We start from the raw sequence: 14,313 nt of genomic DNA, 5'->3' as shown, positions 1-14,313 counted from the left end.
CGCTCCTTTTGATGGATTCATGAAGTAGTATGGATTTTTTCCTCGGCGTTTATTCCAAGTTCAGGCGCCCGGCGCACCTTGGTTGCCTGCTCGTATGCATAGGCGAGTTTAATCAGCAATGGTTCGCTGAAGGCCGTACCCGAGAAGGTGATGCCGACCGGCTCTCCTTCTTCTGTGAAAGCAGTTGGGACTGTAACGGATGGGTATCCTGCTTTAGAACCGATCGTTGAGCCATCCATCGGGAAAAGCACCGCATCAGCATCATATTCTTTCAATGCATAGTCAATTCCCTGCTCCCTTGCCATATAAAGATTGTATTCAAGTTCTTCGAGGTACTCAGCCTCGGTCAGGGTCCCGCTTGTTTTTTCCGACTCAAGCAGCACTTCCTGGCCATACTTCAGCATTTTTTCACCATGCTCATTATTGAAAGCAATCACGTCAGCAAGCGTCCTGACCGGTACATTCGGTGCAAGACCGTTCAGATAAGCATTCAGGTCCGCTTTAAATTCATAGCTCAAAACCTTATAACCCCAGGTCGCCTTCGCTGCTGGTACCTCTGCTTCAACTACCTCGGCACCCAGTTCTTTCAATTTCTCAACCGCTTTTTGAAAAATTTGCTCCTGTTCTTGAGTCCACTTGCCAATATACTCTTCTCTTACAACAGCAATTTTCGCTCCATTTAATGCTTTTTCATCGAAAAGAGAGTCATGATTGAACTGTGGTAAATTGACCATCGTTGCCGGGTCTTGCGGATCCTGTCCAGCAATCGCTTCTAAAAGGTAAACGGCGTCCTTCACAATTCTTGCCATCGGACCGGCGGTATCCTGAGTGTGGGCAATCGGGATGATGCCGCTGCGGCTGACAAGGCCGACTGTCGGCTTGATGCCTACCAATGAATTTTGCGAAGCTGGGTTCAAAATAGAGCCATCCGTTTCCGTTCCGACGGCAACTGCAGCCAAGTTAGCGGCAATTGAAGCGCCGGAGCCAGCACTTGAGCCGCCAACATCAAATTTCCCGGGACCGTACGGATTCAGTACCTGGCCTCCGCGCGAACTGTAGCCGCTCTTCATGCCATTTGCCATGAAATTTGCCCACTCGGTCATATTCGTTTTACCAAGGATGACAGCACCAGCTTCCCTGAGCCTTGCCGCGACAAAGGAATCTTTTTGGGCAAAAGAGTCCTTCAATGCGAGCGATCCAGCACTTGTATGCATTTTATCATTGGTATCAATATTATCTTTTACCAGGACCGGAATGCCGTGCAAAGGGCCTCTTGGACCTTTCTGTTTTCGTTCAGCGTCCAAGGAAGCCGCGATGTGCAGAGCATCAGGATTGAGTTCAAGCACAGAGTTGGTTATTGTATCAAAAGCGGCGATACGAGCCTGATACATCATGACTAGGTCATGTGAAGACAGCTCTCCCTTCTCCATTTTCTCCTGCATTTCATCAATCGTCGCTTCCGGCAGCCACTCTTCCATCAATGTATTTAAATGTGGATTTTTCACGTTCAACCATCCCCTTTCAAAAAGGCAACCTCTTTTACAGAGCCTTCAAAAATTAAACTATGGAATATATATTCTGATGTCTTCCTGAAAACTCCTTTATTCACAGGAAAAAAGCTATAGGAAAAGATCCTATAGCTTGGATAGTTGTTATTCAGGGTCGACGATTTTTCCGCCGTAAAATTCTTTTTGCACCGGCGTGATATTAAGGGCATTGCAGAATCTTTTCAAATCGCGTTCTTCACGTTCGTTGACGATTGAGATGACGGTTCCCTCTGCGCCAAAACGGCCTGTACGCCCGGAGCGGTGGATATATTGATCATGCTCCCTTGGCAAGTCATAGTGGACAACGTGAGTGACACCTTTGATATCTAAGCCACGAGCTGCGACTTCAGTCACAAGCAGCATTTCGCTGTTGCCATCGCGGAACTTGTTCAAGTATCGCTGACGATCTTGCTTGTTGAGCTCACTGTGCAGCTGGCCAACGTGGATGTCCTTGAACTTCAATTTTTCAGCGGCGATGATCAGGTTTGGAATGTCCTTGATAAAAACAAGTGACTTCGTTCCATCCAAACGGGCAATCTTCTCAAGGACTTTGATTTTGTCACGCTGCTCGCTGAGGAAATAAATATGCTCAACTTTTGCAGCATCGATCGTTTCGTCCCTCTTTACATTGATAATCTCCGGATCCTTCGCCAATCTCTTGATCGATTTTTCAACAGTCTCTGGTAGAGTTGCTGAAAATAACAGAAGCTGTCTTTGATCAGCAAGTGTCGCTTTGACAATGCTTTTAACCGTTTCATTGTGCTCCGGGGTAAGAAGCTGGTCGCCTTCATCAAGGACGACGGTATGGACCTTATGCATTTTCAGCTTTTTTTGCTTGATTAGTTCATTTGTCCGGCCAGGAGTCCCTACGATGATATGCGGGCTCTTTTTCAGCTTGTCGATCTGGCGCTTCAGATTCGCACCACCGATCAGGCTTGCCGATTTGATGCCGCTGCCTTCTCCCCATTTCTGGATTTCGGACAGGATCTGCATGACAAGCTCCTGTGACGAAGCCAGAATGACAGCCTGTGTATTCTGCATTTTAGGGTCGATTTTATTTAAAACAGGAAGTAGGTACGCCAAAGTTTTACCAGTACCAGTCGGTGATTCTCCGACAACATCTTTTCCTTCTATAATTAGAGGAATGGCTGTCGTCTGGACAGAAGTCATCGTCTCGAATCCAGCCTTCTCCCAGGCCTGCTGCAGGAACGGTTGTAGTTGTGCAATAATTTGTTGAGTTTCAGACATGATTTTCTCCTTCAGTTAAACATTCTAGTATTGATACTAGCTAAAACATGATTATAAGTCCAGTATTCCCTAGAAAATTAGCGTTTTGCACCTTTTATTTGTGATAGTTTTTTGCTCGAATCCGTTTTATTGGCGATTTTGTTTTTTTATTGGCGAAGTTCACAATTTTATTGGCGAAAACTTGATTTTATTGGCGATTTTCACAACTTTATTGGCGAAAATCCGATCTTATTGGCGACTTGGAAATTCTGAACGATTTTTTCCAATTCATAAAAAAGACATCGGACGAGTTACCGCCCGATGTCTCTTGATTCAAACTTATTTACGGATCCAAACTGCGCCAGCAGAGTTATCCTTCGCTTCACCGATGACTTGGAACTTTAATCCGTAGTTAGGCAGCTTTTTGCCTGCATCCGGAATCAATTCGTTGATATACTTTTTAGAATCATCAAACGTTGTCACACCTGGAAGTCCTTCGTATTCGAACACTCCACGAGATGGTGAATCAACAGTCCAGGCAGGTGCCTTGTCTAATGAGAATGCTGCGTCAGCAATTTGGTAACGCGTGCTGCTCTTGACAGAATCCTCTCCATTCAACTCACCGACGATTGCTTCTGGGTGAGAGTCAACAACACCGATGAAGCCTTCACCTGGGTGAACACCTACCCAGTTATCAGTGAAGCTGTCGTCACCGTACCAAACAACCAAACCAGTGTTGTACTTCACGCCGCGGCCTTCAATCAATCCTTTGTCAGCACCAGCGTAGTTTCTCCACTCAAGGTAGTAGTAGTGGTCTTTATCAAACAGACCGTTTGTTGAGATAAATCCATCAAGAGTCACTTGCTGAGTGCCTTCTGCATCATCAGCAAATACTTCTGTGCCGTCAACAGTCAGGCTGAGGTTGTCCATTGCGAAACCTTCCGGAGCAAGACCTCCGTCTGTTACATATTCAAACACAAGCTTCACTTTCTGGCCTGCGAACTGGCTTAAGTCATAAGACTTATCTTTCCATTCGCCTTGAGTAGTTTCCATGCCGCCAGCCGTGTTTTCATCACCAATAACGTCTAGCTCAACTTCTGTGCCATCTTCTGTTACTGCATTTACAAATACATAGTCATAATCGTATTCAACTTCAAAGAATGTTTTGTAATTGAATACCGCTTCAGTTGCAGCTGTCAGGTCGAACACAGGTGTTTCCAATGCAGTGTGCAGGTCATCGCCTTTTGTGCTGTAGTAATATTTTTCACCGAAAGCTGGCTTGATGCCTTCTACCTTTTTCTTAGGAAGGTTCACTTTTACGATACCGTTATTCTTTGACTTCGTGACGCTCTGGTCGATGACTGCTGTCAAACCTTTTCCATCAATTTCGTCGTAGTTAACTTCTGTAATGTTTGCCCAGTTGCCGCCCATGATCTTTTGGAAGTACTCTTTGTTCTGTGGAGAGAAGCTTGTAGGCTCTGTTCCTGCTACTGCTCCATTCCAGCTGCCGCCGCTCATGATTGACCATGATGCAACAGGCTCGCCTTGTCCAGTGTACTGTGTGTCATACTCATCTGGAAGACCTAGGTCATGTCCGAATTCGTGTGCGAATACACCAACCGCTCCATCTTCAGGCTCGATTGTGTAATCGTATGCAGCCATCGATCCGCCCCAGTATGGTACTTGAGCAGTTCCTTCAGTGCCAGGAACTCTATGAACTCCATCCAATACCCAACGGTGTGACCAGATTGCATCGTCACCAAGTGCTCCCCCGCCAGCTTCCTGGCCGACACCAGCATGAAGGACCATCAAGTGGTCAACAAGTCCGTCCGGCTCATTTTGGTTTCCGTCGCCATCCAGGTCGTAAAGGTCAAACTGGTCGAACTCAGATAGATCAAGTCCGCCCTCAACCGCTGCTTTTAATGCATCCTTTACAAAATCACGCGGTCCTTTTGGATTCAAGTTGTCATGCCCGCCTTCTGGATCGTCATCACCATAGTCAGCTGCATTTCCAGGTACTGTCACCCAATCAGTGACATGTCCGTCAACTGTGTAGCTGCCACCAGACTGCTCTTCATAGTACTGCTTGAACGTCTGGACCTTTTCACCATTGAATAATGTGAACTCTTCATCACCGAAAAGCATTTTTTCGTAGTGCTCGCGGCTGAAGTCGTCGGAATACATATAGCCTTCTTCTTGTTCGATGTTATTGTGCTTGAAGTCTGCGAATTCCGCTAAAAGAACAAGAACCTTGTCCTCCCTGACTTCGCCATTGTAAGGTGCCTGTTTCGCAGGATCCACTTTCGCGTAACCTGTTGGCTTTCCTTTTTTATAATTGTCATGGCCTTTTTCAAGCTGTTTTGTCAGCTTGTCCTTCTGCTTTGTCAAAAAGTCCTTGGACTTCTTGGTCATTTCATCTTCAGCAGTGTGCTTGTCAGCCTTGCCCGCTTTACTACCCTGCTTCTTCTTGATATAGTCTGTTACCGCTTTGTTGACTTCTTCCTGTGAAGCACCTTTTGCAATCAGGCCACGCTCCTGCAATGCTTTTGCCAGGCGATCCTGGTCAACGATGTTCAGGTCGATCGGCGCTGATACCGGCGCTGTAGAAGCTTCCACAGACTTAGTTGCTACCGGAGAACCTGCAAATGATCCAGCAAACAATGTTGATGCGAAGACAGCACTAGCTGCCACACTAGAAAGAACCTTTAAAGAATTTTTCTTCTTCAAAAAGATAACCCCCTGCTATATTCTAAGTTTCGAATTTTCATATTTTCTGAAGACTCTGATTGGAATTGTAGCAAGGTTTTTAAATATTGTAAATTTTTATAATATAATAATATTTTCCTATAAAATTACACCCTTTTTAACAAAATCACCCTTTATTAAAAATAAACTGAGTCTATCATCCTGTTTTTATCTCAAAAAGAAGGGTATTTAAAACTATTTTAATAAACCTTTCTATTGGGAAAATTCCTTCGGGTCTCTAAATTTGATTCGAAGGAACTAGCAGAATACAGGGGATTTTTTTAAAAAAATAATGTACGAACTAAATTTGATTGGTACTATTTACATTAATGATTGAACTCGATTGCTAGTGGTAATGTATTGTAGAACCTTTTCAAGGAGTGCATGTACGATGAAGGAATTATTGAAAGAATTGATCTTGATTGACAGCTCCACAAAGGAAGGGGCCAATCAGGCGGTTGAGTTTTGCAGACAGTGGCTGATTGAGCACGAATTGCAGCCTAGTTTGATTGAAAATAATGGATACAAAATGCTGGTCTGCGAGATTGGCGAGGGGGATAAAACAATCGTTTGGAATGGCCATGTAGACGTTGTTAGCGGGAAAAAGGAACAGTTCGTCCCTGTTGAAAAGAATGGCCGGATCTACGCCAGAGGTGCGGCTGATATGAAAGCGGGCGTTGCCGCGATGATGATTGCAATGAAGGAGTTGCGCAATCAAAAAATCGGGGTGAAAATCCAGCTGCAGATCGTTTCCGACGAAGAAATTGGCGGGATGAATTGTACCGGTTATCTTGTGGAAAATGGTTATCGCGGTGACTTTGTGATTGCCTCTGAACCGACCCAGCTAGGCATCGCCCTGCAGGCAAAGGGTGTTTTGAGAATCGAAGTAGAGGTTACTGGAAAATCCGCTCACGGCAGCAGGCCTTGGGAAGGTGAAAACGCGATTGTCAAAGCCTATCAAATTTATGAAAAGCTGCTGGAGTTGCCTTTTACAAAAGAAAGCTCAGAGTTTTATCGGTCACCCTCTATTAATCTAGCGATCATCTCGGGCGGTGAAGTTTTTAACAAGGTTCCTGATCACTGTGTCATGTCTCTGGATATCCGCTACCTTCCTGGACAGGACGCCGATGTGATTGTGCAGCAAATTGAAAGCATCTCAGATGGTAAAGTTACCGTCAGCCTTAAAGGAATCCCTGTGGCGACAAAGCGGGATGATTCATTTATCACTCAGTTGAAACCAGTTTTGGAAAAGCATGTTGCCGGTGAAGCAGTGATGTTCGGCCAGCACGGAGCAGCCGATACCCAGTATTATGCAGCACACGGAATCCCGGCAATTGAGTTCGGGCCGAGCGGAGCAAACTGGCATGGCGATGACGAATTTGTCGAGCTGGAATCGCTTGAAAAGTATAAAGAGATTTTAATCGATTACGTGAAATCGTATTAAAAATTAAAAGACAGCCACTCGGCTGTCTTTTTAACTGCTAAAACGATATTTCTTTGACCAAGAATATAGCAATAATCCTAAAACCAAAACAATTTGCAGCAAAAAGACAACCGAATCCCAAAAACGAATGCTGCTGATTGGTTCCAAGAATCCTGGCAGCATGATTTCATTCACAGCGAACATCATTTGTGGAATGTAGTAGTAAGCGGTGATAAAAAGTGTGAGCAGGATGCCTGCAAGGTAGAAATAGGCGTATCTGCGAACGACCCTCTCTTCCCCAACGAATGTTTCTGTTTCTGGCACCCCTAGAAATGGCAGCCATTTCGCTAAGAAGTTTCGGCCGTTTTCCATTAGATTGTAGCAGCCAGTTTTGTTTTCAAGGACATAGTATAGGTCCGTTTTCATGAATACGGCAGCTTGAAAAACTAGACGAATGAAAGTGTTCAGTACGATTAATTTTAAAAGACCCATTATGATAGTATCCTCGCTCACAAAAACCTGGGCAACCAATGCCAGAAACAATACCAAGATATCAAAATACATCCCAGCAAGAAATAACTTATTGCGCTTTTCAGCCACCAATTTCCAAACTTGGGACATATCCGTCTCCAACACCACAAAAAACAGGCGGTGCCCAACTTCTATTTTTGCCGGTAAACCTTCAGAGCGGACCGCTAGCACATGGCCGAATTCGTGTAGAATCACAAGGAAGAAGCTGATCCCTAGAAACGCCACAACATTTTGGAACATCAGGTCAAAAGCAAATAGATCCGAGTAGCGCGGGAATAGATTCAAATTAAACAAAATCAAAATTGTGCTTACTATGAATAAAAGAATATAAAGCTTTGAACTGAAAGTGTTGAAGAAGAAGCGGCCTAGGGATTCTGGAATCCCGGAGAAGCCGGAATGTTTTTTGTGCACTGAACTACTCGACATTTCTTCTCCATCTAACTCGCTAATTAAGTTGAGTTCCAGGAGTTGAGAGACAAACTTCAATATATCTATATCTTCATCTGGATATCTAACAACCAAAGCTTTTTCCACAACATCAAGTGGCTTTTCTTGATTAATCAGCTCGATGGCGTGAATACATACTTCTGGCATTTCGTAAAAATCGCCATTCAATACGTCTTCTACGATATAATATTTTGCATCCCTTTGAATAATCAATTGTTTTAATACAATTTGGCTTTCATAGGTAATATTCATACCTTCACCTTATCTAGAGAATAGAAAGGGATGCTTAACTGACTTACATCCCTTTTTATAATCATATCGTTATAAAAGCACACCACCAGCAAGTCGTTTTGATTTTTTTCAGTTTACGAACTTTCACGATGGTCACCTCCTCTCAACCAATATAATTATTAACAGGAAGATCATGATTCCATTTATAATTCTTATGGAATGTAGTCCACTCTGGGTAAACCTCTTTAAATTTCCCAACTAATTCCGGGTCGAATTGTGTGCCTTGGCCTTCAATTATTCTATTAAAAGCTTCTTCAACAGACATGGCGGCTCTGTAAGAGCGGGATGATGTCATTGCATCGAATGCATCTGCAATAGAAACTATGCGAGCCAGATAAGGAATTTTGTTAGCTTTAAGCTGTTCTGGGTACCCTTTGCCGTCCCATCTTTCATGGTGAGATTTTATAATTTCGAGTGTGTCTCCTAATCCATGCACTTTAGTTATAGCCTCAGCACCTACTTCTGGATGTGTCTTTATAATTTCATATTCTTCTTTTGACAATTTTCCAGGTTTCATAAGTATCGAGTCAGGGATATTCACTTTTCCAATGTCATGAAGTAAACATGCATTTGTAAAAGACCGAAGTTCATCTTTTGTAAACCTTCCAGTGGCTTCAGCAAGTGAGTTAGCATAATAAGCTACCCTTTCACTGTGCCCTTTAGTATATGGGTCTTTTAGTTCAATAGTGGCTATTACCCCTTTAACAATCCCTGAAAGCTGATTATCATATGAGATTTTAATCGCATTAAGATAGCCTTGATATCTCTTTAAAATAGCAAATCCTAATAAGGAGAGAACTAAAATCACAGCAATAGGGAAGAAAACCACCGTTGTTTTAAGAAGAAGACCAATAAATAAGTATTTGAATACCGTCCCTAATGAGACAGTCCAAAAAAAGGGCGTATTCACAAAAATAGGTGCAAATAAAATCATGAATACTTCAACAATATTGCCACTGCTATAAACTAAATCACTGTTTAAATATGTAACAGAATCATAGAGAATCGTTATAAAAATGATTCCTAGAAAAAAAAGATACTTTACTATGTACAGCTTCCCCCTCTTAATCATCGCTATTACTAGTGGTAATAACAAAAAAATTAATAGGTGATAGTAATACCTCGAATTTTCAAAAATCAAAATATCTCTATTCAAAACAAATTTCGGGTGTAAATAATAGTAAAAGATCTCGAACGAAACAAATAGAATATAGAATAAAGTTATAAACCACTTTATTGCTCTTTTTTCCTCAAGATGCAAAGAAGGGTCTTTGAAAGAATTTTGCATGTTAATACCTCGTTTTTCTGTCTATAAATGAACATTGTTTATTCTTCATATCGCCATTATTTTTTGCAAATTAAGATTTTTGATAAAACAAGAATAAAAATGAATAATTAGACCTAGTTTAAAATGGCAACATTCGACATTTTTCTTCATTATAAATCAAAAGGACTATTATAAAAATAGTCCTTTTGATTTATTTATTATGATATTTTCCAGAGAAAGGCTAATCCTCGAAAGGAACCGATATGGTAACAGTTGTTCCTTTATCCAATTCACTTTGAATGTTAAAGGTACCTTCATGCTCTTCTATAATCTTTTTGGTTACCATCAATCCTAAGCCGTTGCCGTTTTGCTTGGTTGTATAAAAAGGCTCTCCTAACTTTGCGAGTATTTCCGGAGGAATCCCACAACCTTCATCCGTAACAGAAATTAAAGCCAGGCCTCCATCAATTTTAGATTGAACGTACACCGTTCCCCCATTGGGCATTGCCTCCATGGCATTTTTAATTAGATTGATAAACACTTGCTTCATCTGATTTTCGTCACACAATAGCACTGTTGAATCATCTACATCATACTTTATTTGAATTTCCTTCCTTTGTGCATGCGGATCGATAACTGATATAACATACTGGATGATATCAATAAGTTTTTTAGGTGTTTTAACTCCTGTATTAGGTTTTCCAAGTATCAACAGATCATTTACAATCGCATTGATCCGGTCGATTTCATTTAACATAATAGGATAATATTGTTCGTCACCCTTATCCTTTTCTTGCTGTAACTGAGTGAAACCCTTTAATGAAGATAAAGGATTTTTAATTTCATGGGCAATTGCCGTTGCCATCTGGCCTATGACCGCAAGTTTCTCCTTCTGTCTTAAATCTTCAAAGATCGATGTTATTGCTTTAACATAAGATTGGAAACGATTAAGCAGGATCCAGGCAATTGCTGAAATGAATATAATCAATCCCATTGGAACAAGTACTTCTCCAGATTGAAAAATCAGTCCGGTTATAGTGTATTTAAGGAAAAAGCCTATGGTCATTGTCCAAAAGAAACGACTACTTACGAAAATCGGAGAAAACAAAATAAAATAGATTTCGAGAACATGTCCGCTGCCAAACTGCTCTTTAGTTCCCCAATAAATCATAAAGTTGTTCACAACATCCAACATCACAAATGCAATGAAGTAAATATATTTAATTTTTTCAGGCTGACCTTTTTTCACTAAATAGATCGCTAAGGGGATTAGAGCAAATAGGAATATATGAAAGAAAAAACCTAGTCCACCTAAAGGCAAGCCCACTTCTTGCTTATTAAAATAGGGTACTAAATAATAATAGACAAAATCATAGGGTACTAGGATTATATAAAAAGTCCACAAAAAGAACTTTACTGCTTTTACTTCTTCATAAACTAAAACAGAATTTTTTTTGAATGTTTCCATACGGAATCTCCTTAAATCTGAAAACTTGATAGCCTTATTATAGCAGGATGTGTCACATCTTGTTACATTTTGTCTCATTGTGCATTGAATTTTTAAAGAAACTTTTTTATGGATGGAAAGGAATTTTTTATGAAAAGAAAAATGGACCAGGCGATTAGATGCCTGATCCATTTTTTTATGCTGTTTCGCTTAGGTTGTATTCGTTGAGGATTCCTTCGAGTTTGAGTGCGAGTCCCATGCTGCCTTGGATTTTCAGCTTTCCTGTCATGAAGGCGGCTGTTCCATTCAGTTTCCCCATGATCATCTTCTTGAAGTTTTTATCTGACAGTGTCAGGGTACAGTCTGGTGTTGATTCTGTTCCCTCCACAACCTTGGCAGTTCCATTTGTGATCAACAGCTGGAACGTCCCGCTCTCATCTCCCGTGATGTCATATTGATAGACCGTATTCATGCCTTGAATCGGTTCAGGCCTCTCTTTCATGACCCTTTCGATTTCTTGCCATACTTCTCTGACCGACTTATTTTCCAACATCAACGCCACCCCTATCAACCTATTTATTTCCATCATACCCGACGGAAGTCCTATGGGCAATCCGAAAATGAACGTATTATCTGATAATTCCCTATATTCGTCGGGTTCTTTTGATTAACTGCCCGTACTTGCGAAAGCCTTCAAGCCTCTGTTCCAGAATGTATAGGCAAGGACACAGCAAACAATCGCTGCAACAGGGGTCCAGAGCGCAAACTCCTTGTAGCCGGACTTGTCGATAAAATAGGCTGCCGGATAGAATGCCGTGAAACCGTAAGGAATGATCCATGTCAGGAACATGCGGATTCCTTTGTGATAGATGGTCAGCGGGTATCTAGCAAAGTCACTCAGGTTGAAGACTGCCCACACAATCGGCAGGCTATCGATCATCCAGAAGCTGAACGTCGCAAAAAATAAGTTAATCGCCACGAAAATCAATCCGGATGAGATGATCATGACAACCAGCATGGCAATTTCCGCTGCTCCCCAAACAAGGTCAAGCTGTGGAATGGCTGTTCCCAAAATAATTAAGCCTATGATCAGCTGGCCAAAACCGTCTTGATGCAATCTGTCCGCAACGACATGGAATAACGGATTGACCGGCCTGATGAGTAATCGATCTAACTTCCCAGGCCGGATATACTGCCAGCCGAGCGTCCATAAATTATCAAAGAAAATCTGGTGAATCGAGCGGCCCGTTGCCGCGATTCCGTAAATAAACAATATTTCATAAAACGACCAGCCATTGATTTGCTCAATATGGTCGAACACTACTTTCACAAAAAAGATCGAAGCAAACTGCTCAAGCATGACCGAGGCGACACCGATCAAAAAGTCGATACGGTACTCCATCATCACCTTCATATGGCTCTTCGCAAACTCCCAATATAATCTCGTATAGCGACGCATAGAATCGCCTCCTAACCTCCAAAAATCGTAATCTGTTTAATCGCCTGCGACCAGATTACCCTTACCAAAACATATAATGAAACAAGCCAGAACAACTGGATTCCGAGTGCCATGTAAGCTTCTGTGCCGCTGATCAATCCAGAATAAATCGAAACCGGCAGATAAACCATTGCCTGGAAGGGCAGGAACTCAGTGATGGTTCTTAACCAATCCGGAAAAAGCGTGATCGGCACGAGTGCCCCTGAGAAAAAGGTGATCAGTGATTCCTTCAGCACTCTGACACCCCAGACATTGACGGTCCAGAACGCGAGGACACCGACGAGGAAATCGAAGAATGTCCCGATCCAGATTCCCACCAGCGCACTCACTATGAATAGCAAGATGGTCTCAGGTGATTTCGGAAAGCTTAAGTCCATAAAAAAGTAAGCTATCAGTACCATTGGAAGTGTACCCTGGATTAAGTACATGATTTTCTCTCCAATATCCACCGCGAACATTTTAAAAATCATATCGTAAGGACGCATCAGCTCAATCGCTACCTGGCCCTCCTTGATATTTTCCGCAAGCTCATTCCCGACACCGCCGACAAAACCTTGAAGCAGCATCGCAATGACGATATACGTTATCATCGTTTCCAGATTGATATTTTCAATCGTTGTCTGGTTAGCGTAGACCGCCTGCCAGAAGAAATAAATAATCAATAGCTTCATCACCGCAGAAACAGTGCCGGCCCAGTACCAGGCCGAATAGGCCGTGTTCTCCTGCATCCGCCCTTTAGCTATTTGCCAATACTTTTTCATGCTCTCCCCCCTGTTCCTGCTTGTTGTACAGCTCCTCAACGATCTTCTCGATCTTAGGGTCCGCGATATTCAAATCGCCAATTTCATACATGCTCATCATTTCCGAAATGACGAACGAGCTTTTTACCGTCTCATGGTCAAACGATAAGCTAACCTTCGTTTCTTCTTCATTCGGTAAAACTTCTGCCTGACCGATGAGTGACCCAGGCAGTACGAACTTTTCCTTATCTGCCAGTTCAAAATGAATTACCCTTTGCTGGCCGAATTGCTTTTTAATCTGCTCAAGGCCACCATCGTATAAAATCGTACCGCCATCAATGATGATAATCCGGTCGCAGATTTCCTCAATGTCCTGCATGTCATGTGTAGTCAGCAACACTGTTGTGCCCCAGCGCTGATTCATTTCTTTGATAAACTTACGAATCTTTACTTTTACCGCAATATCAAGACCGATCGTCGGCTCATCCAGATAAACTACTTTTGGCCTGTGAAGGAAGGCAGCAGCTAGTTCACAGCGCATTTTTTGCCCGAGCGAAAGCTGTCTGACCGGAATTCCTAGTAATGGTTCCAGGTTCAGCACCTCAGTAAACATCGCGATTGTTTCCTGATACTCCTGCTCCGGAATCTCGTAAATATGTTTTAACAGATTATAAGATTCACGAACCGGAATGTCCCAGAACAGCTGTGTCCGCTGTCCAAAGACCGCTCCAATGTTCACCGCGTTTTTCTGGCGGTTTTCATATGGTACCAATCCATTTACCGTCACCTTCCCTGAAGTAGGTGTCAGGATCCCCGTCAGCATCTTGATCGTCGTCGACTTACCGGCACCATTCGCGCCAATATAGCCAACCGTCTCACCCTGCTCAATGGTAAAATTAACTCCCTTTACCGCATGCTTCGTCTCATACTTCCGGTTAAAAAGCGACTTGATTGCCCCCTTAAGACCTGGATCGCGCTTTACCAATTTATATTCCTTTTTCAAATCCTCAACTGTAATCATCTAAATCATCCTTTCATTAAGAAAAGTACACACTCCCTGTTCAATCCTGACAAACGCTTGCATTAAACAGCACTTCAAAACCCAGGAACATACATTCGCTTTCCAGGCACAAAAAAACCACAGACATCC

The 14,313-nt window shown here is 42.5% G+C and carries 11 protein-coding genes; 1 reads left to right on the top strand and 10 read right to left on the bottom strand.

Features of this window, described 5'->3' with window-relative positions; translation table 11 throughout:
• Positions 1-17: 17 nt before the first annotated feature.
• The 3 genes from LGO15_RS04375 to LGO15_RS04365 all read right to left on the bottom strand — a co-directional run bounded on the left by LGO15_RS04375 (position 18) and on the right by LGO15_RS04365 (position 5,501).
• On the bottom strand, positions 18-1,505 hold the full coding sequence (locus LGO15_RS04375) for an amidase family protein (RefSeq protein WP_226086898.1): 1,488 nt from the start codon (positions 1,503-1,505) through the stop codon (positions 18-20).
• A gap of 147 nt (positions 1,506-1,652) precedes the next feature.
• Positions 1,653-2,795 (bottom strand): DEAD/DEAH box helicase, encoded by a 1,143-nt coding sequence (locus tag LGO15_RS04370; RefSeq protein ID WP_226086897.1) that lies wholly within the window; start codon positions 2,793-2,795, stop codon positions 1,653-1,655.
• 318 nt (positions 2,796-3,113) lie between these two features.
• Entirely contained in the window at positions 3,114-5,501 is a 2,388-nt protein-coding gene (locus LGO15_RS04365; RefSeq protein WP_226086896.1) for an immune inhibitor A domain-containing protein, read from the bottom strand.
• 409 nt (positions 5,502-5,910) lie between these two features.
• Between LGO15_RS04365 and LGO15_RS04360 the strand changes: the two genes are divergently transcribed.
• Positions 5,911-6,963, top strand: coding sequence for a M20 family metallopeptidase (locus LGO15_RS04360; RefSeq protein WP_226086895.1), 1,053 nt, complete (start codon positions 5,911-5,913; stop codon positions 6,961-6,963).
• Positions 6,964-6,993: 30 nt separating this feature from the next.
• On the opposite strand, the gene LGO15_RS04355 is transcribed toward LGO15_RS04360, so the two are convergent.
• The 7 genes from LGO15_RS04355 to LGO15_RS04325 all read right to left on the bottom strand — a co-directional run bounded on the left by LGO15_RS04355 (position 6,994) and on the right by LGO15_RS04325 (position 14,184).
• Positions 6,994-8,172, bottom strand: a complete 1,179-nt coding sequence (locus tag LGO15_RS04355) for a hypothetical protein (RefSeq protein ID WP_226086894.1) — start codon at positions 8,170-8,172, stop codon at positions 6,994-6,996.
• Between the two features lie 142 nt (positions 8,173-8,314).
• Complete coding sequence (locus LGO15_RS04350) at positions 8,315-9,499, bottom strand: HD-GYP domain-containing protein (RefSeq protein WP_226086893.1); 1,185 nt, start codon at positions 9,497-9,499, stop codon at positions 8,315-8,317.
• Between the two features lie 220 nt (positions 9,500-9,719).
• Positions 9,720-10,946: an ATP-binding protein gene (locus tag LGO15_RS04345; protein ID WP_226086892.1), complete on the bottom strand. Its 1,227-nt coding sequence runs from the start codon at positions 10,944-10,946 to the stop codon at positions 9,720-9,722.
• Positions 10,947-11,121: 175 nt separating this feature from the next.
• Positions 11,122-11,478, bottom strand: coding sequence for an SCP2 sterol-binding domain-containing protein (locus LGO15_RS04340; RefSeq protein ID WP_226086891.1), 357 nt, complete (start codon positions 11,476-11,478; stop codon positions 11,122-11,124).
• A 114-nt stretch (positions 11,479-11,592) separates the two neighbouring features.
• Positions 11,593-12,384, bottom strand: a complete 792-nt coding sequence (locus LGO15_RS04335; RefSeq protein ID WP_226086890.1) for an ABC transporter permease — start codon at positions 12,382-12,384, stop codon at positions 11,593-11,595.
• Positions 12,385-12,395: 11 nt separating this feature from the next.
• Entirely contained in the window at positions 12,396-13,184 is a 789-nt protein-coding gene (locus LGO15_RS04330) for an ABC transporter permease (RefSeq protein WP_226086889.1), read from the bottom strand.
• On the bottom strand, positions 13,159-14,184 hold the full coding sequence (locus LGO15_RS04325) for an ABC transporter ATP-binding protein (protein WP_226086888.1): 1,026 nt from the start codon (positions 14,182-14,184) through the stop codon (positions 13,159-13,161). Before LGO15_RS04325 ends, LGO15_RS04330 begins: the two co-directional genes overlap by 26 nt.
• Positions 14,185-14,313: the final 129 nt, after the last annotated feature.

The organism is Mesobacillus sp. S13, from assembly GCF_020422885.1.
GTDB lineage: Bacteria > Bacillota > Bacilli > Bacillales > Cytobacillaceae > Mesobacillus > Mesobacillus selenatarsenatis_A.
Note: the sequence above shows the minus strand (reverse complement) of the source record. Positions and strands in the feature narration are given on the sequence as shown.

Bases quoted from the DNA above. Each gene is read 5' to 3' on its own strand.
- LGO15_RS04370 (WP_226086897.1), bottom strand. From the start codon at position 2,795: ATGTCTGAAACTCAACAAATTATTGCACAACTACAACCGTTCCTGCAG.
- LGO15_RS04360 (WP_226086895.1), top strand. From the start codon at position 5,911: ATGAAGGAATTATTGAAAGAATTGATCTTGATTGACAGCTCCACAAAG.
- LGO15_RS04355 (WP_226086894.1), bottom strand. From the start codon at position 8,172: ATGAATATTACCTATGAAAGCCAAATTGTATTAAAACAATTGATTATT.
- LGO15_RS04350 (WP_226086893.1), bottom strand. From the start codon at position 9,499: ATGCAAAATTCTTTCAAAGACCCTTCTTTGCATCTTGAGGAAAAAAGA.
- LGO15_RS04345 (WP_226086892.1), bottom strand. From the start codon at position 10,946: ATGGAAACATTCAAAAAAAATTCTGTTTTAGTTTATGAAGAAGTAAAA.
- LGO15_RS04340 (WP_226086891.1), bottom strand. From the start codon at position 11,478: ATGTTGGAAAATAAGTCGGTCAGAGAAGTATGGCAAGAAATCGAAAGG.
- LGO15_RS04335 (WP_226086890.1), bottom strand. From the start codon at position 12,384: ATGCGTCGCTATACGAGATTATATTGGGAGTTTGCGAAGAGCCATATG.
- LGO15_RS04330 (WP_226086889.1), bottom strand. From the start codon at position 13,184: ATGAAAAAGTATTGGCAAATAGCTAAAGGGCGGATGCAGGAGAACACG.
- LGO15_RS04325 (WP_226086888.1), bottom strand. From the start codon at position 14,184: ATGATTACAGTTGAGGATTTGAAAAAGGAATATAAATTGGTAAAGCGC.